The organism is Streptomyces uncialis, assembly GCF_001905345.1.
Taxonomy (GTDB): domain Bacteria; phylum Actinomycetota; class Actinomycetes; order Streptomycetales; family Streptomycetaceae; genus Streptomyces; species Streptomyces uncialis.
In genome coordinates, this window is the sequence record NZ_LFBV01000008.1 from 242876 (window position 1) to 268232 (window position 25357).

Annotated in this window: 21 protein-coding genes; 8 read left to right on the forward strand and 13 right to left on the reverse strand. The window is 71.2% G+C overall.

The features are described from left to right. Positions 1 to 66: 66 nt before the first annotated feature. From AB852_RS27625 to AB852_RS27670, 10 genes are read right to left on the reverse strand one after another with little or no spacing between them, the layout of a single operon-like run. Positions 67 to 1764: an NADH-quinone oxidoreductase subunit N gene (locus AB852_RS27625; RefSeq protein WP_107499367.1), complete on the reverse strand. Its 1698-nt coding sequence runs from the start codon at positions 1762 to 1764 to the stop codon at positions 67 to 69. Beyond that, entirely contained in the window at positions 1761 to 3431 is a 1671-nt protein-coding gene (locus AB852_RS27630; RefSeq protein ID WP_073793082.1) for a complex I subunit 4 family protein, read from the reverse strand. Before AB852_RS27630 ends, AB852_RS27625 begins: the two co-directional genes overlap by 4 nt. 30 nt (positions 3432 to 3461) lie before the next feature. Then, positions 3462 to 5456, reverse strand: a complete 1995-nt coding sequence (locus AB852_RS27635; RefSeq protein WP_073792923.1) for an NADH-quinone oxidoreductase subunit 5 family protein — start codon at positions 5454 to 5456, stop codon at positions 3462 to 3464. Continuing rightward, on the reverse strand, positions 5453 to 5836 hold the full coding sequence (gene nuoK / locus AB852_RS27640; RefSeq protein ID WP_073792924.1) for an NADH-quinone oxidoreductase subunit NuoK: 384 nt from the start codon (positions 5834 to 5836) through the stop codon (positions 5453 to 5455). The genes AB852_RS27635 and nuoK overlap by 4 nt, the downstream gene beginning before the upstream one ends. Beyond that, a complete protein-coding gene (locus tag AB852_RS27645; RefSeq protein ID WP_073793083.1) occupies positions 5836 to 6531 on the reverse strand; it encodes an NADH-quinone oxidoreductase subunit J family protein in 696 nt (231 codons plus the stop codon). The genes nuoK and AB852_RS27645 overlap by 1 nt, the downstream gene beginning before the upstream one ends. A gap of 5 nt (positions 6532 to 6536) precedes the next feature. Further along, positions 6537 to 7247, reverse strand: a complete 711-nt coding sequence (locus AB852_RS27650) for a NuoI/complex I 23 kDa subunit family protein (protein ID WP_073792925.1) — start codon at positions 7245 to 7247, stop codon at positions 6537 to 6539. 5 nt (positions 7248 to 7252) lie between these two features. Further along, positions 7253 to 8218 carry a complex I subunit 1/NuoH family protein gene (locus tag AB852_RS27655; RefSeq protein WP_073792926.1) on the reverse strand — a complete coding sequence of 322 codons (966 nt, stop codon included), beginning with the start codon at positions 8216 to 8218 and terminating at the stop codon, positions 7253 to 7255. Continuing rightward, entirely contained in the window at positions 8215 to 9621 is a 1407-nt protein-coding gene (locus tag AB852_RS27660) for an NADH-quinone oxidoreductase subunit C (RefSeq protein WP_073792927.1), read from the reverse strand. Before AB852_RS27660 ends, AB852_RS27655 begins: the two co-directional genes overlap by 4 nt. Further along, complete coding sequence (locus AB852_RS27665; RefSeq protein ID WP_073792928.1) at positions 9618 to 10253, reverse strand: NADH-quinone oxidoreductase subunit B; 636 nt, start codon at positions 10251 to 10253, stop codon at positions 9618 to 9620. The genes AB852_RS27660 and AB852_RS27665 overlap by 4 nt, the downstream gene beginning before the upstream one ends. Continuing rightward, entirely contained in the window at positions 10244 to 10645 is a 402-nt protein-coding gene (locus AB852_RS27670) for an NADH-quinone oxidoreductase subunit A (RefSeq protein ID WP_073792929.1), read from the reverse strand. Before AB852_RS27670 ends, AB852_RS27665 begins: the two co-directional genes overlap by 10 nt. 409 nt (positions 10646 to 11054) lie before the next feature. On the opposite strand from AB852_RS27670, the gene AB852_RS27675 reads away from it, so the two are divergent. The 7 genes from AB852_RS27675 to AB852_RS39335 all read left to right on the forward strand — a co-directional run bounded on the left by AB852_RS27675 (position 11055) and on the right by AB852_RS39335 (position 21708). Next, positions 11055 to 12368: a sensor histidine kinase gene (locus AB852_RS27675; protein ID WP_079184964.1), complete on the forward strand. Its 1314-nt coding sequence runs from the start codon at positions 11055 to 11057 to the stop codon at positions 12366 to 12368. Positions 12369 to 12560: 192 nt separating this feature from the next. Then, the gene (locus tag AB852_RS27680; RefSeq protein WP_073792931.1) at positions 12561 to 13913 is read left to right on the forward strand and encodes a sensor histidine kinase; all 1353 of its coding nucleotides are present in this window, start codon (positions 12561 to 12563) and stop codon (positions 13911 to 13913) included. A gap of 802 nt (positions 13914 to 14715) precedes the next feature. Beyond that, entirely contained in the window at positions 14716 to 15375 is a 660-nt protein-coding gene (locus AB852_RS27685) for a LuxR C-terminal-related transcriptional regulator (RefSeq protein ID WP_281257843.1), read from the forward strand. Between the two features lie 245 nt (positions 15376 to 15620). Next, positions 15621 to 17576, forward strand: coding sequence for a 2-oxoacid:acceptor oxidoreductase subunit alpha (locus AB852_RS27690; protein ID WP_073792932.1), 1956 nt, complete (start codon positions 15621 to 15623; stop codon positions 17574 to 17576). Next, on the forward strand, positions 17569 to 18648 hold the full coding sequence (locus tag AB852_RS27695; RefSeq protein WP_073792933.1) for a 2-oxoacid:ferredoxin oxidoreductase subunit beta: 1080 nt from the start codon (positions 17569 to 17571) through the stop codon (positions 18646 to 18648). The genes AB852_RS27690 and AB852_RS27695 overlap by 8 nt, the downstream gene beginning before the upstream one ends. Positions 18649 to 19417: 769 nt before the next feature. Next, positions 19418 to 20422 (forward strand): EamA family transporter RarD, encoded by a 1005-nt coding sequence (gene rarD / locus AB852_RS27700; protein ID WP_079184965.1) that lies wholly within the window; start codon positions 19418 to 19420, stop codon positions 20420 to 20422. A 494-nt stretch (positions 20423 to 20916) separates the two neighbouring features. Beyond that, on the forward strand, positions 20917 to 21708 hold the full coding sequence (locus tag AB852_RS39335; protein WP_143201290.1) for a hypothetical protein: 792 nt from the start codon (positions 20917 to 20919) through the stop codon (positions 21706 to 21708). A 249-nt stretch (positions 21709 to 21957) separates the two neighbouring features. On the opposite strand, the gene AB852_RS27710 is transcribed toward AB852_RS39335, so the two are convergent. Further along, complete coding sequence (locus AB852_RS27710; protein ID WP_073792935.1) at positions 21958 to 22443, reverse strand: winged helix-turn-helix transcriptional regulator; 486 nt, start codon at positions 22441 to 22443, stop codon at positions 21958 to 21960. A gap of 168 nt (positions 22444 to 22611) precedes the next feature. Between AB852_RS27710 and AB852_RS27715 the strand changes: the two genes are divergently transcribed. Further along, positions 22612 to 24096 (forward strand): MFS transporter, encoded by a 1485-nt coding sequence (locus AB852_RS27715; RefSeq protein ID WP_079184989.1) that lies wholly within the window; start codon positions 22612 to 22614, stop codon positions 24094 to 24096. A 175-nt stretch (positions 24097 to 24271) separates the two neighbouring features. Here the strand turns inward: AB852_RS27715 and AB852_RS27720 are convergent, their stop codons facing one another. Both AB852_RS27720 and AB852_RS27725 read right to left on the reverse strand, forming a co-directional pair. Continuing rightward, positions 24272 to 24586, reverse strand: coding sequence for a hypothetical protein (locus AB852_RS27720; protein WP_073792936.1), 315 nt, complete (start codon positions 24584 to 24586; stop codon positions 24272 to 24274). 210 nt (positions 24587 to 24796) lie between these two features. Then, on the reverse strand, positions 24797 to 25315 hold the full coding sequence (locus tag AB852_RS27725; RefSeq protein WP_073792937.1) for an FBP domain-containing protein: 519 nt from the start codon (positions 25313 to 25315) through the stop codon (positions 24797 to 24799). Positions 25316 to 25357 lie beyond the last annotated feature (42 nt).

Here is a 25357-nt window from a genome sequence, read left to right on the forward strand (position 1 = left end):
GCCAAAAGTTGAAGAGAGAGCTCGGCCGCGGTGCGGGAGTGGCGCTTCCGCCCCCGGGTCGTGGGGTCAGAAGAGGACCGTGTCGGAGAACCTCAGGACGAGCTGCGGCGCGCCGGACAGGACGACGGCCAGAACGGCCGCCAGGGCGATGGCCGCGGCGAGGGCGGGGGGGACGGGGAGCCCCGGCCGGGGGGCGGCACCCGCTCCCGGTGTCCCCGGGACCGTCGCCACGTCCGGGCTGACGGATGACCCGTCCGGTGCGGCCGGTACGGCCGGTGCGGTGCCAGCGGCGACCTTCCCGGCTCCCGCGGACCCCGCGGGCCCGGCGGCCTTCACCGTCTCCGTGCCCTCCGCGGTCTCCGGGGCGCGGAACAGGAGCGCGGTCCACTGGAGGTAGTAGTACAGGGCGATGACGACGTTGACGGCCATGATCACGGCGAGCCAGCCGAGGCCCGCGTCCACCGCCGACGAGAAGACGGTGACCTTCGCGAAGAGCCCGATGATGCCCGGCGGCAGCCCCGCGAGGCACAGCAGGAAGAACGCGAGGACCAGGGCGGCCAGCGGGCGCTCCGCGTACAGGCCCCGGTAATCGCTGAGCCGGTTGAGGGGCCGGGTCCGGGCGACCAGCGCGGCGACGGCGAAGGCGCCCAGGTTCACAGCGGCGTACATCAGGGCGTACGACACGGTGGAGCCGACCGCGCGTTCGCCGTCCTTCGCGTAGGCCGCCGCGGCGATCGGGACCAGGAGGTACCCGGCCTGGCCGACGGAGGACCAGGCGAGCAGGCGTACCGCGCTGTACGCGCGCGTGACGTTCTGCCGCAGCGCCGCCGCGTTGCCGATGGTCATGGTGAGGGCCGCCAGTACGGCGAGCGCGGGGCCCCATACGTCGGCGTACGAGGGGAACGCGACGACGGTGACGAGGATCAGCCCGGAGAAGCCGACGGCCTTGCCGATGACCGACAGATACGCGGCGATCGGCAGGGGCGCGCCGACATAGGTGTCGGGGACCCAGAAGTGGAACGGTACGGCGGCCGTCTTGAAGGCGAAGCCGATGAGGGTGAGGACGACACCTGTCCGCGCGAGGGTGTCGAACTGTCCGTCCACGCGCGTGAGGCCGTCGGCGATCTCCGTCAGATAGAGGCTGCCGGTGGTGGCGTAGACGAAGCTGACGCCCATCAGGGTGACGGCGGTGGCGGTGACCGAGGACAGGAAGAACTTGAGGGCGGCCTCGGAGGACATCCGGTCGCCGCGCTTCAGGCCGACCAGCGCGAACGCGGGCAGGGACGCCACCTCAAGGGCGACCACCAGGGTGGCGAGATCGCGGGAGGCGGGCAGCAGGGCGGCGCCCGCGGCGGAGGACAGCAGCAGGAACCAGTACTCGCCGCCGGGCACGGCACGCGCGCGGGGGGTGTCGGCGTGGTCGCGGGAGGCGGTCACCGACAGCAGCGCGGTGAGGAGCGCGCCGCCGAGGACGAGGAGCTGGACGGCGAGGGTGAACTGGTCGGCGGTGTAGCTGCACACGTCGTCGTCGGACAGCCGGCAGAACGTGGCGCGGTCGGCGTCCAGCAGCGGCAGCAGGGACAGCGTGGCGAGGGTGAGTCCCGCGACGGAGGCCCAGCCGAGGAGGTGCTTGCGGCCCTCGGGGACGAAGAGGTCGGCGACGAGGAGCAGCAGCCCGATGACCGCCGTGATGGCGGGGGGCGCGATCGCGATCCAGTCGACGGACTGGACGACGTCGGGGACCTCCAGGGCGGCGAGGGTCACGACTTGCCTCCTGAGAGGAGCTTCTGCACGGCCGGGTCGGTGAGGCCCAGCAGCAGGGCGGGCCAGAGTCCGGCGATGACGGTGAGGACGACGAGCGGGGACCAGGCGGCGTACTCGTAGCCGCGTACGTCGGGGAGCGTGAGGGGGGTACGGGTGGCGGCGGGTCCCGGTCCCGCGGCGGAGGTGTCCGGGGCGGGCGTGTCCGGGGCGGGCGTGTCCGGGGCGGAGGCGGCCGAAGTGGTGGCGGCCGGAGCGGTGGCGGCCGGAGCGGGTGCGGGGGCGCCCATGCAGACGCGGCGGACCACGATCAGCAGATACGCGGCGGTGAGCAGGGTGCCGAACCCGGCGAGGGCCATGAAGGTGAGGTACGCGGGCCGGTTGAGGCCGTCGGCGGGGTCGAACGCGCCGAACATCGCGAGCATCTCGCCCCAGAACCCGGCGAGGCCGGGCAGTCCGAGGGACGCGACGGCGCCGAAGGCGAAGAGTCCGCCGAGCCGGGGCGCCTTGCCGTACAGGGCGGCGCCGGTGTCCTGGGCGAGGGAGTCCAGGTCGGTGGTACCGGTGCGGTCCTTGAGGGCGCCGACGAGGAAGAACAGCAGGCCGGTGATCAGACCGTGCGCGATGTTCGCGAAGAGGGCGCCGTTGACGCCGGTCGGGGTGAGGGTGGCGATCCCGAGGAGGACGAAGCCCATGTGCCCGACGGACGAGTAGGCGATGAGGCGCTTGAGGTCGCCCTTGGCGCCCGGCCGGGCGAGGGCGAGACAGGCGAGTGAGCCGTAGATGATCCCGACGACGGCGAACGCGGCGAGGTACGGCGCGAAGAGGTGCATGCCGTCCGGGGCGACCGGCAGCAGGACACGGACGAATCCGTAGGTGCCCATCTTCAGCAGGACCCCGGCCAGCAGGACCGATCCGACGGTCGGGGCGGCGGTGTGGGCGTCGGGCAGCCAGCTGTGGAAGGGCCACATCGGGGCCTTCACCGCGAGCCCGATCCCGATCGCCAGCACCGCGACGACCTGCACGGACGTACTGAGCGAGCGGCCGTTTTCAGTGGCGAGTGCCACCATGTCGAAGGTGCCCGCCCTGAGACCGATCAGGAGCAGGCCCAGCAGCATCACGACCGAGCCGAGCAGGGTGTAGAGGATGAACTTCCAGGCCGCCGCCTGCCTGCCCGCGCCGCCCCAGCGGGCGATCAGGAAGTACATCGGGATGAGGACCATCTCGAAGGCCAGGAAGAACAGGATCAGATCGAGGACGGCGAAGGTCGCGAGCGTGCCCGACTCCAGGACCAGGACAAGGGCGACGAACGCCTTCGGGGACGGGCCCGCGGGCGGGTGGTAGTAGCTGTACACGGCGCACAGGAAGGTCAGCAGCGCCGTGAGGACGAGCAGGGGGAGCGAGATGCCGTCGATGCCGAGGTGGAGGCGTACGTCCAGTGCCGCGATCCAGCTGACGTCGGTCGTGGCCTGCATCCGTGACGGCCGGTCATGGTCGAAGCCGAGGGTGAGGACGATCGCGGCGGCCAGCACCGCACCGGTCACGGTGACGCCGTGCCGCAGGACCGCCTGGTCGGGCGAGCTGCCCCGCAGACCCGGCGGGGCCGGGAGCAGCGCGGCGGCGGCGCCCAGCAGCGGGGCGGCGACGACGAACGCCAGAAGGAACTGCATCACGGTCTCGTTGATCTCGATCACTGCGGTTCACGCTCCGGCGGTGGCGACGAGGACGGCGGCGACCGCCAGGAGGACGGTCCCCGCGAACAGCGCGCTCACATAGGTCTGCACATTGCCGGTCTGGGCCCGTCGTACGGCGGTGCCGAGCCAGCGGGGCAGCGCGCCCGCGCCGCGGACATAGGTGTCGACGACCTCGCGGTCCAGGAAGCGGACGAGTTCGGCCGCCGCCTTCACAGGGCGGACGAACAGCACGGTGTACACGGCGTCGAGGTGGAAGCCGGAGGCGGCGTGCCGGTGCAGCGGACCGAGCAGCAGCCGTCCGGGGTCGGCGGGGTCGCACGCTCCGGCGATGTCGCCGTACGCGCGCGGGTGCAGGGCGATGGCCTCGGCCTCGACATGTCCGCCGTCCGCGTCGGGGTGGGCGACGACGGCGCCCATCGGGGTCCGGGCGGCGACCGCGGAGGTGTGCCGCCAGGCCCCGTACATCAGGAGGCCGCCGACGAGGGCGGCGCCCGTGCCGAGGACGGAGGTGGTGAGCGTCGGGGTGAGGGACTCGCCGCCGAACCACTCGGGCAGTACGCCCACGGCCAGACCGAAGCCCAGGGAGGGGATCGCGAGGACCCACAGGACGGTGGTCATGGCGAGCGGCTGCCGGCCGTGGTCGGCGGCCTCAGGGCCGCGGCCCCGGAAGGCGAGCAGCCACAGCCGCGCGGCGTAGGCGGCGGTGAGCAGGGCGGTCAGCAGACCGGCGGTGAGGACGGTCCAGCCCGCGGCCGTGGGGACGCCCGCGACATCGCCGTGGGCGGCGTGCTCGGCGCCGACGAGGACGGCTTCCTTGGAGAAGAAGCCGCTGAACGGGGGGATCGCGGCGAGCGCGAGCAGCGCCACGGTCATCGTCCAGTAGGCGTCGGGGATACGGGTGCGCAGGCCGCCCATCCGGGACATGGCGGCCAGCGAGTTGGTACCGGCGGCGTGGATGACGGCTCCGGCGGCGAGGAACAGCAGCGCCTTGAAGGCGCCGTGCGACAGGAGGTGGAAGACGGCCGCGCCGGGGTCGCCGACGGCGAGGGCGCCGGTCATGTAGCCGAGCTGGCCGATGGTGGAGTAGGCGAGGACGCGTTTGATGTCGTCCTGGGCGAGGGCGGCGAGCGCCGATCCGATCATCGTCACGGTCGCCATCACGGCGAGGACGACAAGGGCGGCGCCGGATGCGGCGAAGACGGGCAGCAGCCGGGCGATGAAGTAGACCCCGGCGGTGACCATCGTCGCGGCGTGGATCAGCGCGGAGACGGGGGTGGGTCCCGCCATCGCGTCGGGCAGCCAGGTGTGCAGCGGGAACTGCGCCGACTTGCCCGCGACACCCGCGAGCAGCAGCAGCGCGATCACCGTGGGGTGGTCGAGCCCGCCGTCGGCGACGGTGTCGAGGACGGCGCTGATCCGGAACGACCCGGCGTCCGCGGCGAGCGCGAACAGTCCGATCAGGAAGGGGACGTCACCGAGCTTGGTGACGAGGAACGCCTTGAGGGAGGCGGCGCGGGCCTCGGGGGTCTCCCAGTAGTGGCCGACCAGGAAGTACGAGCAGATGCCCATGATCTCCCAGCCCACCAGCAGCACCATCAGATCGCCCGAGTAGACGACGAGGAACATCGCGGAGGTGAAGAGGGAGACGAGCGCCGCGTACGAGGGGTAGCGGGGGTCGTCGCGCAGATATCCGGTCGAGTAGAGCTGCACACAGGTCGCGACGGCACCGACGAGGACGGCGACGAGGACGGCGAAGCCGTCGAGGCGCAGCGCCAGTTCGATGGGGACGGAGCCGGTGGGGGTGAGCTGGGTCGCCGCCTCGATGGTCCGGTCGCCGCCCTGCCGTACGGCGACGAGGACGGCGAGGGCCAGCGCGGCGAGCGTCGGCAGGATCGCGAGCGGGCGGACGAAGCCGGGGGCGGTGCGGCCGAGGAGCAGCCCGGCGACGGCGCCGAGGAACGGCAGGAGGGGGACGAGTACGGCGAGGGTCGTGGTGGTCACGCGGCGGCCTCTGTCCTGGGTGCCGTGGCGGTGGTGCCGTCGGGGTCGCCGGGCCCGTCGCCGTGCTCGGCGGTGTCGCGGAGCTTGTCGATGTCGGAGGTGCCGCGGTTGCGGTAGACGGTGAGGACGATCGCGAGGCCGATGCCGATCTCGGCGGCGGCGATGGCGATGGTGAACAGCGTCAGGGCCTGGCCGGAGTGCAGGGTGTCGCGGGCGGCCTCGCTGAGCCATACGTCGAAGGCGACGAGGTTCAGGTTGACGGCGTTGAGCATCAGCTCGACGGACATCAGCACGAGGATCGCGTTCCGGCGGGCCAGCACGCCGTACAGGCCGGTGCAGAAGAGGAGGACGGACAGCACCGCGGGGTAGGCGAGATGCATCAGCCGGTCTCCGTCCGGTCGGCGGGCGGCTGGGCGCCGGGGCGGCCCGGGGTGCCACCAGTGGGCGGGGTGCCGCCGGGCCGGGTGGGGCCGGACGGGCTGCCGCGGCGTGCCGGGGCGGGCGGGGGGCCGTCGGAGCGGTCGGCGGCCCTCTTGCGGGACAGCACGATCGCGCCGACCAGGGCCGCCAGCAGCAGCACGGAAAGGGCCTCGAAGGGGAGCACCCAGTTCTGGAAGAGGCTCTCGCCCATGACGTCGGTGGAGCCCTGGACGGTGTCGAGGTCCATCCGGGTGGTGCGGAACGCGTCCACGACGACCCAGACCAGCGCGACGGCGGCGGTGACGGCGACCGCGAGGGCGACCCACCGGTTGCCCGAGTCGGCGTCCGGGGAGCGGCCGATGGGCGCCCGGGTGAGCATCAGCCCGAAGAGCAGCAGGACGACGACGGAACCGACGTAGATCAGGACCTGTACCCAGGCGATGAACTCGGCGGTGAGCAGCAGGTACTCCACGGCGATCCCGCCGAGCGCGACGACCAGCCACAGCGCGGCGTGCACGAGCTGCTTGGTGGTGACGGTGATGATCGCGGCGCCCAGGGTGACGACGCCGACGAGCAGGAACGCGATCTCGACGCCCGTCGGGGAGAGGAATCCGGAGCTCCCGGCGGCGAGGGGGGCCGCCAGGGTCGGGGACATGGGGATCACGGGGTTCCCTCCGGTCCGGGGGCCGTGTCGTCGGGGGCGGCCTTGCCGGACCCGGCCGGCGGCGCTTCGGGGGCGGCCGGTGGGGTGCCGGGGGCGGTCGGCGGGGCTTCGGGCGTGGCCTGGGCCGCTGCCGTCGCCGTCGCAGCCGCCTGCGCCTCCGCTTCGGCCTCCGCCGCGTACTTGTCGGCGGTCTTACGGGCGGCGACCAGTTCCTTGGGCTCCTCGGCGGCGGGGTCGAGGGCGGGCGGCGCGGGGACGGTCCACATCCACTCGCGGAGCTTGTCCCGCTCATGGGTCAGTTCGAGGATGTCCGTCTCGGCGTACTCGAACTCCGGCGACCAGAACAGCGCGTCGAACGGGCACACCTCGATGCAGATACCGCAGTACATGCAGAGCGAGAAGTCGATGGCGAACCGGTCGAGCACATTGCGGCTGCGCTCGCGTCCGCCGGGGGCGGCGGCCGGCACCGTCTCCTTGTGGGAGTCGATGTAGATGCACCAGTCGGGGCATTCGCGGGCGCAGAGCATGCAGACCGTGCAGTTCTCCTCGAACAGCGCGATGACGCCCCGGGTGCGGGGCGGCAGTTCGGGCTGGACATCGGGGTACTGCGCGGTGACCGTCCTGCGGGTCATCGTCCGCAGGGTGACGGCCAGGCCCTTGGCGAGGCCGGACCCGGGGAACCTGCGCGGCGGAAGCGACTCGGACATGGGTGTCACATCACCACCTTGACGACGCCGGTGAGGGCGATCTGGGCGAGGGCGAGGGGGACGAGCGTGGTCCAGGCGAGGCGCTGGAGCTGGTCCTCCCGCAGTCGGGGATAGGTCACGCGCAGCCAGATGACGACGAACGCGAGGACGGCGGTCTTCAGCAGGGTCCACACCCAGCCGAGCCCGTCGGCGCCGAGCGGACCGTGCCAGCCGCCCAGGAACAGGACGGTGGTCAGCCCGCACAGGACGACGATCCCGGCGTACTCGGCGAGCAGGAACAGCGCGAACCGCAGTCCGGTGTACTCGGTGTACGCGCCGAAGATGATCTCCGAGTCCGCGACCGGCATGTCGAACGGCGGACGTTGCAGCTCCGCGAGTCCGGCCACGAAGAAGACGATCGCGCCGACGATCTGCCAGGGCAGCCACCACCACTCGAACGCGGCGACGATTCCCGGCAGCGAGACGGTACCGGCGGCCATCGCCACGGACGCGGCGGCGAGCAGCATCGGCAGCTCGTACGACAGCAGCTGGGCGGCGGTGCGCAGTCCGCCGAGCAGGGAGAACTTGTTGGCGGACGCCCAGCCCGCCATCAGCGAGCCGAGGACGCTGACGCCCATGACCGCGAGGACGAAGAAGATGCCCGCGTCGATCACCTCGCCGACGGCGCCCTCACCGGGTCCGATCGGGATCGCGAGGAGGACGAGCAGATACGGCAGCAGGGCGACGGCCGGGGCGAGCTGGAAGACCTTGCGGTCGGCCCGCGCCGGGACGATGTCCTCCTTCTGGGCGAACTTGACGCCGTCGGCGACGAGCTGGGCCCAGCCGTGGAACCCGCCCGCGTACATCGGGCCGAGGCGGCCCTGCATATGGGCCATCACCTTGTGCTCGGCCTGTCCGACGACGAGCGGCAGCACGAGGAAGACGGCGAAGACGACGAGGAGTCGCAGGGCGACGTCGAGCGCGTCGTTCACTGCGGACCTCCAGGGGTGTCGTCGTCCGTGGCTGTGTCCGGGTCCATGCTCGGGTCCGGGTTCGGGGTCGGGGCCGGGGTCGGGGCCGGGGTGTTGTTCGTGTCCGCGTCCGGGGCTGCGTTCGTGTCCGGGTCCGTGACCTTGTCGTCCGCCTTGGCTTCCGCCTTGTCGTCCGCCTTGTCGTCCGCCTTGTCCTCGGTACGGGACCCGCTGTCCGGTTTCGTGGCCTCGGGTTTCGTGACCTCGGGTTCGGTGGCGGCCGGTTCCGTGGTCTTGGGTTCCGTGGTCCCGGGTTCGGTGGTCCCGGGTTCCGTGGCCGGTGGGCTGTCGCCGGTGGGGCGTGACGCGTCGAAGGCGGGCCGCGCGTGGTGCCAGGGCGCGTCGGGGCTGCCGGTTCGGGGGGCTGCGGCCGGGGCGGCGGACTCGGCGGAGGTGTCCGCCGCGCTGTCGCCGGAGGCCGTGGGCGCCGAGGTCTGCGGCGAACCGGAGTCGGGAGCCGGGGCGGAGTCCGGGGCCGGGGCGGCCTCGGGACGCTGGGACGCGGAGCCGCCGGAGACGGAACGTGCCCTGCGGGCGGGCCGGGCCCCGGGTTCGGACGCCGTACCCGCCCCGGTGTCCGTACCGGTACCGGAAGTCGGCGTACCGGTCGGGTCGCCGGACGCCGGTGTACCCGTACCCGTAGCGCCGGTGGCCGGAGCACCCGCGTCGGCAGCCGCACCCGCCTCCGTACCCGCGGGGGCCGTACGCGCGCGGCGGACCGGTCGGTCCCCGGCCGCGCGTGCGGCGGCGCCGCCCGCGCGGCCCGCCGCGCCGCGGGCCGGACGGGCCGGGGCGGGTGGGAGCTGGCCCTTGAGGGGGCCCCACTCGTTGGGGTCGGGGACGCCCGGCGGCAGCATCTGGCGGCGCTTGGGCCCGCCGTGCTCGGACTCGCCGGGCTCCTTAGCGCCGGGCCACGCCTTGACGACCCGGGCGGCGAGCACGAAGTCCTTGCGCAGCGGGTGTCCCTCGAAGGTCTCGGGCAGCAGCAGCGGATCGAGGCCGGGGTGGCCGTCGAAGCCGACGCCGAACATCTCGTGGGTCTCGCGTTCGTGCCAGGCGGCGCCCGCGTACACGCCGACCGCCGAGGGCAGTACGGCGGCCTCACGCGGGACGGCGGTGCGCACGAGCAGCCGACGTACCGGGCCGAGGGCGACGACGTGCGCCGAGACGCGGAATCCTGTCCCGCCCTCGTCGACAGCGCTCAGCCAGTCGAAGTACGTGCAGCCGAGGGTGGTGCGCGCGGTCTCCAGGGCGGTGATCCAGGAGGCGGCGGGGACGTCGACGGTCAGCAGGTCGTACGACTCGTCCGCCGTGGCTTCGGGGCCGAACAGCTCCTCGGCGGGAGCGGGCAGCCAGCCCGTCATCGGTCGCCCTCCCGCTCGTCCGCGGCGGCGGCCGGCGGCGCGGGCGGCGGCGTCAGACCGCTCTGGAGCGCGGCGGCCGACGGGCCGGCGGTCACGCCGTACCGCTCCCCCAGCGACTCCCGGGCGATCTTCTCCTGGAGCTTGAGGATGCCCTGGAGCAGCGCCTCGGGCCGCGGCGGGCAGCCGGGGACGTACACGTCGACGGGGATGATCTGGTCGACGCCCTTGGTGACCGAGTACGAGTCCCAGTACGGGCCGCCGCAGTTGGAGCAGGCGCCGAAGGAGATGACGTACTTGGGCTCGGGCATCTGCTCGTACAGCCGCTTCACGGCCGGGGCCATCTTGTCGGTGACCGTGCCGGAGACGATCATCAGATCGGCCTGCCGGGGGCCCGGGGCGAACGGGATGACCCCGAGGCGGATGAAGTCGTGGCGGGCCATCGACGCGGCGATGAACTCGATGGCGCAGCAGGCGAGTCCGAAGTTGAAGACCCACAGGCTGTACCGGCGGCCCCAGTTGAGGACCACCTTCATCGGTTCGGGGGCCAGCCGGGAGAGCGCGCCGAGCCTGCGGGGCTCGGGCAGCGGCACGGGGCCCGGCGCGGTGGCGGATGCGGGCGGGGTCACGTCCATGTCAGGACGCCCTTCTTGTACGCGTAGAGCAGGCCCACGGCGAGGAACCCGAGGAAGATGAACATCTCGACGAGGGTCGTCGCCCCGTATCCCGGGTCCGCGAAGACGGTGGCCCAGGGGAAGAGGAAGATCGAGTCGACGGCGAAGATCACGTACAGGAACGAGTAGACGTAGTAGCGGACCTGGGTGTGTGCCCAGCCGTCGCCGACGGGGTCGACACCGCACTCGTAGGTGAGAAGTTTCTCCGGTGTCGGCACGACCGGGCGCAGCAGTCGTCCGGCGCCGAAGGCGACGGCGACGAAGAGCACGCCGATGACGGCGAGCAGTCCTACGACGGAGTACGACTGGAAGTAGCTCTCCGAGCCCTCCGCGAGAACGGTCGGTTCCGGCACGTCCGCCCCTCGCTCCCTGAATCTTGCGCCCGATGGCGCGTTCCGGACCCGGAACGCCGGGCGGCGGAGCGGGTGGTGCGCGTGCGGTGCGCGATGTTCGACGTTCTGTACGCACGGGAGTCTAGGCCCTGCTAAGGGGACCGTAAGCAGCCCGGCACGGGGCCGCGGCCGGAGCGGGGCCGGACCGCGTTCGGGGCGGGGGGTGCGGCGAGGGGGCGGTGGGGGCGGTGGCACGGGGTGCGGCGGAGGCGCGGCGGGGGGTGCGGCGGGGGGTGTGGCGCGGGTGCGGCGGGGGGTGTCGTGGCCGGGCCGGGGGGTGGGGGACGGGGCGGATGGTGGGGTTATCCACAGCGTGGGAAGGCGGTCCGCCTCATGGCGCCGGGGGCCCACCACCAGGCACGCTTTGGACATGACCGCACGAATGACCGCATCCGCCGAGGGCGGGGGCAGGGCTTCCGGCCCGGGCCCGACGGCAGGGCAGCCCGCCGCGAGAGGCGCGTCCCGTACCCCGGGGGCCCGGCCCGGGGTGTCCGGGGACCGAGGGGCCGGAGGGGAGCTGGTGGAGAAGCCGCCCCCGCCGCGCTTCCCGCTGGACCGATGGGCCCGGCGGGAGACGCTGCATCTTCTGCTGAACCTGCCGTTCGGCCTGCTCGGCTTCGTCTACGCGGTGACGACCCTGGCGCTCGGTGCCGGGCTCGCCGTGACGGTGATCGGTCTGCCGCTGCTCGCGGCGAGTCTGGCCGGTTCGCGGCGGCTCGGCCGCGCGGAGCGGACCCGGGCGCGGGTCCTGCTGGGGGTGCGGGTGGAGGAGCCGAGCCCGCTGCCGCTGCGCGGGCGGCCGTACCTGGTGCGGCTGCGGACGATGCTGGCGGACCCGGTGGCCTGGCGGGCGGCGCTCTACGCGGTCATCAGACTGCCGTGGGGTGTGCTGACGTTCGCGCTGGCGCTGGTGTCGCTGCTGGTGCTGTGGCCGCTGCTGCCGTATCTGGCCCGCTGGCTGACGGATGTCGACCGGATGATGGTGCGCGGCCTGCTCTCGCCCTCCGACGAGCTGGAGCGGCGGATCGCCGAGCTGGAGTCGGACCGGGGGGTCGTGGTGGACACCGCGGCGGCCGATCTTCGCCGTATCGAGCGTGACCTGCACGACGGGGCCCAGGCCCGGCTCGTCAACCTCGCGATGGGCCTCGGCCTCGCCAAGGAGAAGCTGCTGGAGGACCCCGACACGGCCGCGCTGATGGTCGACGAGGCGCACGGCGAGGTGAAGCTGGCGCTCCAGGAGCTGCGGGACCTCGCCCGGGGCATCCACCCGGCCGTCCTCACCGACCGCGGGCTGGACGCCGCCCTGTCCTCGGTGGCCACCCGCTGCACGGTCCCGGTCCGGGTGACGACCGACATGGGCGGCCGCCCGGCCGCCGCGATCGAGGGCATCGCGTACTTCACCGTCTCGGAACTCCTCCAGAACGTCAGCAAGCACAGCCGCGCCCGCTCCGCCTCGGTGGAGGTCTGGCGCTCGGGGGACCGCCTCCTCATCCAGGTCGAGGACGACGGCCAGGGCGGCGCGAGCCTCGAAGGGGGCACCGGGATGGCGGGCCTCGCGGACCGGCTGGGCGCGGTCGACGGCCTGTTCATGGTCGATTCCCCGGTCGGCGGCCCGACCACGGTCACGGCGGAGCTGCCGTGGCGCGACCGGGTCGCGGACCCCCCGTCCGAGCGGAAGGGATAGGGGGAGCGGGCAGCCCGCCGGCCCGGAGGTGGGCCCGGGGGTAGGGAAAACCCCCGGGCGGAGACGGAGACCTGCCGCATGGTCCCGCCCGGCCGGGGCCGGGAAGCTGGAAGCACGGACGGACAGCCGGTGGTCCGGGTGGGCCGATGGGAACCGCGCCGGTCCGGCGTGACGAGCAGAAGGACGACGAAGATGGCCACGGAGTACGGACAGGATTACGGGCGGCAGGGCCGGCCCGGGTTCGGCGGGGCGGGGTCCGGCGCACGGCATCTGCTTCCGGCGGGGCTGCGCGCGCCGTTCGCGGCGCGGATGTGGCGCGAGTTCGGCTTCACCCTGCTCAGTCTCCCGATCAGCGTCATCACGTTCACCCTCGCGGTGACGATGTTCTCGCTGAGCGCCGGACTGCTGATCACGTTCCTCGGCGTCCCGCTCCTGGCGGCCACGCTCGCGTCGGCCCGGGGATTCGCCGCGATGGAGCGCACCCGGGCCCGGGCCCTGCTGGGCATGGAGATCGGGAGCGCGGAGCCGCTGCGCGCCGCGAAGCCGGGCTTCATGGGATGGGTCGGCGCGGTCTTCAAGAGCGGCTCCTCCTGGCGGAACCTGCTGTACATGGTGCTGCACATGCCCTGGTCGATCGTGACCTTCACGGTGTCGGTGACCTTCTGGTCCCTCGGCTGGGCCCTGCTGACGTACCCGCTCTGGTACTGGGTGTTCCCCACGTACGTCGGCCAGGACGGCATCCAGCTCTTCGGTGACGAGAACCGCTCGGTGTATCTGAACAACCCGTTCGAGCTGGCGGTGACCGCCGGGATCGGGCTGGCGCTGACGCTGGCCACCCCGTGGCTGATCCGGGGCCTGACGATGGTGGACCGGCTGCTGGTCTGGGGCCTGCTGAGCCCGTCGAAGCTGGTCAACCGGGTGGTCGAGCTGGAGTCGGACCGGGGTGTCGTGGTCGATACGGCGGCGGCCGATCTGCGCCGTATCGAGCGCGACCTGCACGACGGGGCCCAGGCCCGGCTCGTCAACCTCGCGATGGGCCTCGGCCTCGCCAAGGAGAAGCTGAACGAGGACCCGCACGCGGCGGCCCGCATGGTGGACGAGGCGCACGGCGAGGTGAAGACCGCGCTCCAGGAGCTGCGGGACCTCGCCCGGGGCATCCACCCGGCCGTCCTCACCGACCGCGGACTGGACGCCGCCCTGTCCTCGGTGGCCTCGCGGTGCACGGTCCCGGTGCAGGTCGAGGTGGATCTGCCGCAGCGTCCGGCGCCCGCGATCGAGGGGATCGCGTACTTCACCGTCTCGGAACTCCTCCAGAACGTCAGCAAGCACAGTGGGGCGACCCGGGCCACGGTGGACGTCTGGCGGGTGGAGAACCGGCTGCTGCTCCAGGTCACGGACAACGGCGTGGGCGGCGCGGAGGTCGGTGCGGGGTCCGGTCTCGCGGGGCTGGCGGAACGCCTCGGCGCGGTGGACGGCGTCCTGGTCGTCGACTCCCCCGTCGCGGGCCCCACCCGGGTCACGGCGGAACTCCCCTGGCGCACGTGACGCCTTCGCTTGCGCTTCCCAGGTCTGTCCGGCTGGACGTACTCCGTTCCTGTGCCGTCGCTCGGTGGGTGCGCAGTTCCCCGCGGGTCGCCTTCGCTTGCGCTTCCCAGGTCTGTCCGGGTGGACGCGCTTGTTCCTGTGCCGTCGCTCGGTGGTTTCGCGCAGTTCCCCGCGCCCCTGGATGCTGCCTCCTGCTGTCGCTCGTCGGGTGCGGGCCTGTTCTCGTCTTTGCGCAGTTCCCCGCGCCCCTTTGGGGCGCATCCGGCTGGTTCTTCGGGTCGGGGCCGGTCGGGATTCTCCGTCCTCGCTCCAACGCGCTCGGTCGGACGTTCACTGGTCCTACTGAAGAGCATCGGAGTCTGCGGGCAGAGATTCCCGCCCACCCCCTTACGTGAGTCCTGCGACTGCGCGGGGAGGGTGGTCCCGCACCCGAAAGGCCGCCTGAAGGAGCGCCCCAAAGGGGCGCGGGGAACTGCGCACCCACGAACGACCCGCACGGGAACAAGTACGCCCAGCACAGGAAACCCAGGGGCGCGGGGAACTGCGCACCCCACGAGCGACGGCACAGGAACGAAGTGCGTCCCGCCGGACAGACCTCGCAAGCGCAAGCGAAGGCGACCCGCGGGGAACCGCGCATCCACGGACGTACCTGTGCGGGGACGAGTACGCCCAGCACAAGGAACCTCGAAAGCGCAAGCGAAGGCGACCCGTGGAGGCGAACCGCCACTGTTGGCCACCTGGGATGCTGGACCCGACCGACGGGATTCAGCTCAGGGTGGGGGGCCAAAGCGTGGAGGCAAGGGTGAGAGTGGTCATCGCCGAGGATTCGGTGCTGCTCCGGGAAGGACTGACCCGGTTGCTGACCGACCGGGGCCACGACGTGGTCGCGGGCGTGGGCGACGCGGAGACACTGATCAAGACCATCACGGAGCTCGCCGCCGAGAACGCGCTGCCGGACGTGGTGGTGGCCGATGTCCGGATGCCGCCGACCCACACGGACGAGGGTGTCCGCGCGGCGGTCCGGCTCCGCAAGGCACACCCGGGCCTGGGCGTCCTCGTGCTGTCCCAGTACGTGGAGGAGCGGTACGCGACGGAGCTGCTCGCGGGTTCCAGCCGCGGTGTGGGCTATCTGCTGAAGGACCGGGTCGCGGACGTCCGGGACTTCGTGGACGCGGTGGTCCGGGTCGCCCAGGGCGGCACCGCCCTGGACCCCGAGGTGGTGGCGCAGCTCCTGGGCCGCAGCCGCAAGCAGGACGTGCTCGCGGGGCTGACCCCCCGGGAGCGGGAGGTGCTGGGGCTGATGGCGGAGGGCCGGACGAACTCCGCGGTGGCCCGGCAGCTCGTGGTGAGCGACGGTGCCGTGGAGAAGCACGTCAGCAACATCTTCCTGAAGCTGGGGCTGTCGCCGAGTGACGGGGATCACCGGCGTGTTCTAGCGGTCCTCACGTATCTCAATTCTTGATCGCCCCACACTCTGTCGGGGACACGAAGAGACGAGGCGGGAGCGTCGCCCCGCCGGGAATCGGGGCCACGAGTGATCATGGAGAGCCGGGTCGCCATGCCATATCAGCCATCATGCGCATCTCACGAACGCGTCCATCATACGAACGGCCGAGGGAAGGTGACCCTTACCGACGTAGGGTATGGGCGGGGTAGGTCGGCCACCCGGCCCACCTGGAAGAGCCGCCCCGAGGGAGGTCCAGTTCAGTGACCAGCCAGGTCAGTAGCCCAGCCGAACCGGCCGACGGGACCGCCGTCGAACATGTCGGCGGGCAGCGTCTGCCGACGCCGGACCAACCAGGTGGTGAGAAGGAAGTCCGCCGACTGGACAGGGTGATCATCCGCTTCGCGGGTGACTCCGGGGACGGTATGCAGCTCACCGGTGACCGCTTCACCTCGGAGACCGCGTCCTTCGGCAACGACCTGTCGACGCTGCCGAACTTCCCCGCCGAGATCCGTGCCCCCGCAGGCACCCTGCCGGGGGTCTCGTCCTTCCAGCTGCACTTCGCCGATCACGACATCCTGACCCCGGGCGACGCGCCGAACGTCCTGGTCGCGATGAACCCGGCCGCGCTGAAGGCGAACATCGCCGACGTGCCGCGCGGCGCGGAGATCATCGTCAACACGGACGAGTTCACCAAGCGGGCCATGCAGAAGGTGGGATACGACACATCCCCCCTGGAGGACGGCTCGCTGGACGGCTTCAGCGTGCACCCGGTGCCGCTGACCACGCTGACCGTGGAGGCGCTGAAGGAGTACGACCTGTCCCGCAAGGACGCGGGCCGCAGCAAGAACATGTTCGCGCTGGGACTGCTGTCCTGGATGTACCACCGGCCGACCGAGGGCACCGAGAAGTTCCTGCGGACGAAGTTCGCGAAGAAGCCGGACATCGCCGAGGCGAACATCACGGCGTTCCGCGCGGGCTGGAACTTCGGCGAGACGACCGAGGACTTCGCGGTCTCCTACGAGGTGGCCCCGGCGACGAAGGCGTTCCCCGCGGGCACGTACCGCAACATCTCCGGCAACCTCGCCCTGTCGTACGGGCTGGTCGCGGCCGGGCAGCTGGCGGATCTGCCGCTGTACCTCGGGTCGTACCCGATCACTCCCGCCTCCGACATCCTGCACGAGCTGTCCAAGCACAAGAACTTCGGTGTGCGGACGTTCCAGGCCGAGGACGAGATCGCGGGCATCGGCGCCGCGCTCGGCGCGGCCTTCGGCGGTTCGCTCGGGGTGACCACGACCTCCGGTCCGGGTGTCGCGCTCAAGAGCGAGGCGATCGGGCTCGCGGTCTCCCTGGAGCTGCCGCTGCTGATCGTGGACATCCAGCGCGGCGGCCCGTCCACCGGGCTGCCCACCAAGACCGAGCAGGCCGACCTCCTCCAGGCGATGTACGGCCGCAACGGCGAGGCGCCGGTGCCGATCGTGGCGCCGCGGACCCCGGGGGACTGCTTCGACGCGGCGATCGAGGCCGCGCGGATCGCGCTGGAGTACCGCACCCCGGTGTTCCTGCTCAGCGACGGCTACCTCGCCAACGGCTCCGAGCCGTGGCGGGTCCCGGAGACCGAGGAGCTGCCGGACCTGCGGGTCCAGTTCGCGCAGGGCCCCAACCACACGCTGGACGACGGCACCGAGGTCTTCTGGCCGTACAAGCGCGACCCGCGGACGCTGGCGCGGCCGTGGGCGATCCCCGGCACGCCCGGTCTGGAGCACCGGATCGGCGGCATCGAGAAGCAGGACGGCACGGGCAACATCTCGTACGACCCGGCCAACCACGACTTCATGACCCGCACCCGGCAGGCGAAGATCGACGGGATCGCGGTCCCCGACCTGGAGGTCGACGACCCGTCCGGCGAGGCGCGGCTGCTGGTGCTCGGCTGGGGTTCGACGTACGGGCCGATCACGGCGGCGGCACGGCGGCTGCGGGCGGCCGGTGAGCAGGTCGCGCAGGCGCATCTGCGGCACCTCAACCCGTTCCCGGCGAATCTGGGCGAGATCCTGGAGCGCTACGACAAGGTGGTGATCCCCGAGATGAACCTCGGCCAGCTCGCCACCCTCGTCCGCGCCAAGTACCTGGTCGACGCCCGGTCCTACACCCAGGTGACCGGACTGCCGTTCAAGGCGGAGCAGCTCGCCACGGTTCTCAAGGAGGCCATCGATGGCTGAGACCACCACGGACGGCGCAGGCGGCATCCAGGCCCTTTCCCTGGTGCCGAAGGCCACGGCCAAGCAGTCCATGAAGGACTTCAAGTCCGACCAGGAGGTGCGCTGGTGCCCCGGGTGCGGGGACTACGCGGTCCTCGCGGCGGTCCAGGGCTTCATGCCGGAGCTGGGCCTGGCGAAGGAGAACGTCGTCTTCGTCAGCGGGATCGGGTGCAGCTCCCGTTTCCCGTACTACATGAACACCTACGGGCTGCACTCGATCCACGGCCGGGCGCCGTCCATCGCGACGGGCCTCGCGTCCTCGCGGCGGGACCTGAGCGTGTGGGTCGTCACGGGTGACGGTGACGCCCTCTCCATCGGCGGCAACCATCTGATCCACGCGCTGCGCCGCAACGTCAACCTCAAGATCCTGCTCTTCAACAACCGGATCTACGGTCTGACGAAGGGCCAGTACTCCCCGACCTCGGAGGTCGGCAAGATCACCAAGTCGACGCCGATGGGGTCGCTGGACGCGCCCTTCAACCCGGTGTCGCTGGCGATCGGCTCCGAGGCGTCGTTCGTGGCGCGGACGGTGGACTCCGACCGCCAGCATCTGACGAGTGTGCTGCGGCAGGCCGCGGCGCATCCCGGTACGGCGCTGGTGGAGATCTACCAGAACTGCAACATCTTCAACGACGGCGCGTTCGAGGTCCTCAAGGACCGGCAGCAGGCCGAGGAGGCCGTGATCCGGCTGGAGCACGGGCAGCCGATCCGGTTCGGGGTGGACGGCGCGAAGGGTGTCGTCCGCGATCAGCTGACCGGTGACCTCCAGGTGGTGGAGGTCACGGAGGAGAACGCGGATCAGGTGCTGGTGCATGACGCGCACAGTCCGTCGGTGACGAACGCGTTCGCGCTGTCGCGGCTCGCCGATCCCGACACGCTGCACCACACCCCCATCGGGGTGTTCCGGTCGGTGGACCGGCCGGTGTACGACACGTTGATGGCGGACCAGCTGGAGTCCGCGGTCGAGCAGCACGGGAAGGGGGACCTCGCGGGGCTGCTCGCGGGGGGCGACACCTGGACGGTCGTCGGCTGATCCCTTGGCAGGTGGCCTTCGCAGGTCGCAGGTCGCCTTTGCTCGCGCCCCCGGGTTCGTCCCCGGGGGCGCACCTGTTTCCTGTGCCGTCGCTCGGTGGTTGTGCGCAGTTCCCCGCGGGTCGCCTTCGCTTGCGCTTCCCAGGTCCGTCCGGCGGGACGTACTTCGTTCCTGTGCCGTCGCTCGTGGGTTTCGCGCAGTTCCCCGCGCCCCTTTGGGGCGCCATCCGCTTGTTCTTCGGGTCGGTGCCGGTCGGGATTCTCCGTCCTCGCTCCAACGCGCTCGGTACGACGTCCCTCTTGCCCGACTGAAGAGCATCGGAGTCTGCGGGCAGAGATTCCCGCCCACCCCCTCCCGCAGCCATGCGACTGCGCGAGGAGAGGAGTGCCCCTTCAGGGGCGCGGGGAACTGCGCGAAGACGAGGGCGGCCCCGCACCCGAAAAGCGACCGCAAGGGGGCAGCACCCAGGGGCGCGGGGAACTGCGCACCCCACGAGCGACCCGCACAGGAAACAAGTACGCCCAGCCGGACGAACCTGGGAAGCGCGAGCGAAGGCGACCTGCGGGGAACTGCGCACCCCACGAGCGACCCGCACAGGGAACAAGTGCGCCCAGCCGGACGGACCTGGGGAGCGGGAGCGAAGGCGACGCGAGGACGGCTCACGGGGTGTCATGACCGTATCGCGGTACGGGCATGACAGGGCGGGGGAGTCGGCGCTACCTTCTTGGAGGCGTGCCGTTCGCACGCGCATCCGGTACGAGGGGGAGCCATGGCTGCGACGGAGGCGGGAGCCGCTGCGACGGCCGGACCGGGGGCGTCGACCGGCGCGTCCCCGGGCACCCCGAGGGACGCCCACGGCGAGCACCGTTTCGGCCTGCTGAACGGCGTCACCGCGTACGCCATGTGGGGGCTCGTCCCCCTCTTCTGGCCGCTGCTGAAGCCCGCCGCGGCGGCGGAGATCCTGGCCCACCGCATGGTGTGGTCGCTCGCCTTCGTCGCCCTGGGCCTGCTCGTCGTACGCCGCTGGGCGTGGGCCGGGGAGCTCATACGCAGCCCCCGTCAGCTGGCGATGCTCGTCGGCGCGGCGGTGGTGATCACCATCAACTGGGGCGTGTACATCTGGTCGGTGAACGCCGGCCACGTGGTCGAGGCGTCGCTCGGGTACTTCATCAACCCGCTGGTCACCATCGCGATCGGCGTGCTGCTGCTCAAGGAGCGGCTGCGCCGCTGGCAGTGGGTGGCGGTGGGCACCGGTGCCGCCGCGGTCGTCGTGCTCACCATCGGTTACGGCCGGCCGCCATGGATCTCGCTGTGCCTGGCGTTCTCGTTCGCGGTGTACGGGCTGCTGAAGAAGAAGGTGGGGCTCGGGGGGCTGGAGTCGCTGTCCGCCGAGACCGCGGTCCTGTTCCTGCCGGCGCTCGGCTATCTGCTGTGGCTGGGCGCACGCGGTGAGTCGACGTTCGGCAGCGAGGGCTTCGGCCATATGGCGCTGCTCGCGGCGACCGGCCTGGTGACCGCCGTACCGCTGGTCTGCTTCGGGGCCGCGGCGATCCGGGTCCCGCTGTCCACGCTGGGGCTGCTCCAGTACATGGCGCCGATGTTCCAGTTCCTGCTGGGTGTCCTGTACTTCAAGGAGGCCATGCCGCTGGAACGCTGGCTCGGCTTCGCCCTGGTGTGGGCCGCGCTGTCACTGCTGACCTGGGACGCGATCCGCACGGCCCGCAACAACCGCAGGCTCCTCGCCGCCCAGAACACCCTCACCCGCCGTACCTGAACCGCCCGAGCGATCGCACTCGCGCCGAAGCCCGCACGGAATACCGGTACCGGCGGAACCCCGCGCTCCCGTTCCTGCGCGTTTTGTCCTCATGACACGTCGTTCGACGCATGGCAGTCTCGGGCACCTAGCCGTTGGAGCGGGGGAACCGGATGTCTCAACGCCATGGCTCCACCACGCCACCTCCCGGCGAAGGACCCGTTCCCGGCACACCGCCGACGGCTCCTGACGCCGGAACGACGCCGTCTGCCCCGTCACAAGTCCCGGCATCCGCGCCGGGAACTGCTTCCCCCGTACCTCATGAGCCCGACACCGCGGGCGGCCGGAACGCCACCGCACCTGTTCCAGCTGCCGACGTACCAGGCAGCGGGGCACGCACACGCGACTATCTGGCAGACATCATCGACCCGGACGGGGTGGACTCCGGACGGAGCCAAGGGAAGATCGCCGCTCGCTGGGCTTATGGGATCGCAGCCGCCCTCGCCGGTGTGTTCGTGGCCGCCGCCATCGACGTCTGGCTCACCGAACCGGCTGTGCGAGCACAAAAATCGGCCGAGAAGAAGCTGGAGGACTCCAAGGAGAAGACCACCCCTCCTTTCGTCATCCGTATCAGGGAGGAGGACCCCGGCGACTGGCCGATATATGTACTGGATCGCCTGCTGACGGAAGAGGAAAGGCGGAAGCTGGCCGCATTCGGCCCCAGCGATCGCCACAGCCTTGTCGAGAGCCGAGCGGCGAGGAGGTACCTGGACTCGATAGGAGCGAAGCTGGAATCATCACACATGACGCATTCCATGACGTTCTTCAGCGAAAAAAAGTCACCCGTCAGCATAACGAACATGCACGCCAAGAAAGTCAGATGCACCAAACCAAAAACGGTGACGATCATTCACTTCATCACCCAGGGAAATTCTTCGGTTTCTTCCGTAAATTTTGAACTGAGCGAACCGAACCCCCCAGCAATGATCTCCGACAGCGAAGACGAGCACAATCAGCAGCCGTACTTCAACCATCACAGGATAGACCTCGGCGCGAGCCAGACACCGGGGGGCCTCAGAGTGACCGGCGTGTCCCAAGAAATGACATGCGAGTGGAACATACAAGCCGAGTACAGGAACACAGAAGGCGTTTTTAAAACCACGATAGAGGATTCTGACGGCGACCCTTTCATAGCTGTCGGACTTTCCCGTGACTACCAAGAATACTGGACCAGAATTCCGTACGACGGGGGGTATTGGCAGGTCTGCAAATCGGACGGCAGAAATTGTGTCCGCGAGCCAAAATAATGACTCCGCAACGGAGGCACCTACGCCCACCCGGAGCCCCAAAAGGGGCGCGGGGAACCACGCGAAACCGAAGACAGGCCCGCACCCGACGGACACCGGACCGGGGCAGCATCGAGGGGCGCGGGGAATTGCGCACCCACGAACGACCCGCGCGGGGACAAGTGCGCCGAGCCGAGGAACCCCGGAAGCGCAAGCGAAGGCGACCCGCCCAGGTGGGAGGACCCCACGGGGGACGGGCCGGACGGCCCCTCAACCGACCGCCCGCGCGTCGTACGCGGCCCGCGCCGCCGCGATCTCCGCCCGATGCGCCTCCGTCCAGTTCACCAGGGACTGGATCGTCTCGTGCAACGTGCACCCCAGCGACGTCAGCCCGTACTCCACCCGGGGCGGCACCACGGGGTGAACCGTCCGGTGGACCAGTCCGTCCCGCTCCAGCTGCCGCAGCGTCACCGTCAGCATCCGCTGGCTGATGCCGTCGATCTCCCGCCGCAGTTCCGTGAACCGCAGCGTCCTGTTGTCGAGGAGCGCGATCACCAGCAGGGACCACTTGTCCGCGATCCGGTCGAGGATCTGCCGTACCTCGCAGTCCTCACGGGTGTCCCACTGGAACGGGTCGAAGCAGTCCGCGTCGGACCCGTCCACGACCGGTGCGCCGGACCCGTCCACGCCTGACGCGCCGGCCACGGCCACGGTGCCGCCGGGGTTACTCGGTGACTTCGAAGTGCCTTCTTCCATGCTGGCCGAGCATGCCGCAGGATCGCCTTGGTTACAAGAGGGAACCGACCTCCGATGGGGAACCGACCCTCACTCCGGTAACCGACCGATCTCGCGCGACCTCTGTGAAGGAGCCTCGTCATGGCCACGAGCATGAGCACCGGTACGGGCGCCGGTACAGGCACCGGTATGGGCACCCGCGCCTGGGCACTGCTGCTCGTCCTCTGCGGAACGATCTTCCTGGAGGGCATCGACGTCGCGATGCTCGCCGTGGCGATCCCCACGATCCGCGCCGATCTAGGACTCGGCACAGGCACCGCGGCGTGGGTGGTGAGCGGCTACGTACTGGGCTACGCGGGCTTCACCCTGCTGGGCGGCAGAGCGGCGGACCTGCTGGGCAGACGGCGGATGTTCCTCTTCTGGCTCACCGTCTTCCTGCTCTTCTCCGGGCTCGGTGGCTTCGCCACCGAGGGCTGGATGCTGGTCGTCGCCCGCTTCGTGACCGGTGTCGCCGCCGCGTTCATGACCCCCGCCGCGCTGTCCCTGATCACCACGTCGTACGAGGAGGGCCCCGCACGCAACAAGGCCCTGCTGATCTTCGCCGGGACCGCCGCCGCGGGCTTCTCGCTCGGGCTCGTCATCGGCGGTCTGCTCACGGAACTGGGCTGGCGCTGGGTGTTCTTCGCACCGGTCCTGCTCGCCGGCGCGCTGCTGATCGCGGCGGTCCGGCTGATCCCCGTGCAGCCGGTGCCCGTGCGCACCGGCGGACCGGCCGGCTTCGACGCGCTGGGCGCGGTGACGGCCGCGGGGGCGATGCTGCTCACCGCGTACGGGATCGTACGGCTGGAGCACGGTTTCGACGGGTGGCGGCTGACCGTGGGCGCGCTGGCCACCGGGGCGCTGCTGCTGGGCGCTTTCATCGCGGTCGAGCGGCGCAGCAGCGATCCGCTGGTGCGGCTGGGCATCTTCCGCAAGGCGCCGATGGTCCGCGCGGACCTCGGGGCGCTGCTCTTCGTCGGGGCCTTCTTCGGCTTCCAGTTCGTGCTGACCCTCTACCTCCAGGAGCTGCGCGGCTGGTCCTCGCTCCAGACCGCGGTGGCGCTGGTCGTGATGGGCGTGGACGCGATCCTGGCGCCGACGCTCACCCCGAAGCTGGTCGAACGCTTCGGCAACGCCCGGGTGATCCTCGGCGGTTTCGTCGCCGCGGTCCTCGCGTACGTGATGTTCCTGCCGGTGGGTATGGAGTGGTCGTACACGGCGATGCTCCCGACGCTGCTGCTCGCGGGGGTCGCCTTCGGGCTGGCGTACGGGCCGCTGACCATCGCGGCGACCGACGGTATCGACGCGGAGGAGCAGGGGCTGGCCGGTGGACTGCTGCACACCTCCGTGCAGTTCGGCTCGGCCATCGGCATCTCGGCGGTGACGGCGGTGTACGGGATCGCCTCGGCCGGCGCGGGCGACGATCCGGGCGCCCGGCTGGACGCGTTCCGCTCCGCGTTGTTCGTGCCGGTGGTGATGGTCCTGGTCGGCCTCGCCCTCGCGATCCACGGGGTACGCCGCGCCGAACGCCCGGTCCGCTCCCCCGCCGAGCAGATCGTCACCGTGGAGCAGATCGTCCCGGGCATCCCGGGTTCCCCGGATCCCGGTTCCCTCGTGACCCCGTCGCACCGCTGAGTGCCTGTGCCTGTTCCGGTTTCCGAATCCCGTATCGGCAGGCCGGAGGGCGCTGGCCCGAAAGGGGAGCTTCGGGGGACGGTCACGGTGACCGTCCCCCGAACGGAAACGGCTGAGGCGGGCGTGCTGCGGGGAGACGAGCGGCGGACGCCGTGGCGGGCGTCGCTCCGACCGGTCACAGACCGGTGATCTCCCGGCCCTTCTTCAGCACGGAGCCGAGCCTGTCCACCGCGGCACCCTGCCGCCTCTCCCGCGCCGCCCGGTCCGCCGGTACCAGCCGCGCGGCAGCCTGTACGGCACAGGCGTCCGGGTCGCCGAACGCGGCCCGCGGCTGCTCTCCCGTATCCGCGCAGTGCGCCGTGACCTCCTTCACCGCCTGGAGCACCACTGCCCGGTCCACGCCCGGCTGCATGGCCAGCCGCACCTGGAAACGGGCCAGCCACTTCTCGCGGTCCTTCGCCGCGTCCGTTGTCAGGTCCTTCTTCGCCACGTGCCCTCCCGGGTGACCGGCAGCCGTCCGTCAAGGGGTCGGACGCCCACAGCTTTCCGCCGCGCCTGCCCGGAAATCCCGGTGCCAGACCTCCCGCCCCGGTGACAGCTGTCGCGCCTCGGGTGCGGACCGGGTACGTGTACGGGTCGGAGTTCGCCGGCCGCGACCGTGTTGCCCGAAGACCTCGTCGTCCTCCCTCTCCGGATCACCTCACGTTCTGCGGCGTGCGGTTCGTTCGGCGTCGGGCACCGAACGTATGAAGGCGATCGCGCGCGAACGCACGCCTTCGCGGCGCGCGGCGATGATGTCGTCGCCCGGGGGATCGTAGGCATGGCGGGTCGGCTCGGTACGCGTCTTCACCGCGCAGTCGAGATCGGTACACAGGAGAAGACCGACGGTGTTCAGGCGTTCGCGTTTGTCGCGGGACGGGCGCCGGGCGGTGAACAGTGAGACCTCGTTGAACCGGCGGCTGGACCGGCACAGGTCGCACATCATCGCGCGCGATCCGTCCGCATGGTTCGGGGCCTGCCGCAGCAGCACCCCCAACGCCTGGCCGTCGGCCTCCGTGACGAGGTAGGCACACTTCGCGGCGCGCGGATCCCGCCACCCGAGGTAGTCGATCCGATGCCATGGGGCGTCGTCGAACCAGGCCGGCAGTCGTACCTTGCTCCCGGTTCGGTCGAGGTTCACGATCGCGCCGCGCACCTCTTCCCTGCTCATCGGGCGCATGACTTCACCTGCCGCCGGTGGCAGACGAAAGTGCCGGTCAGG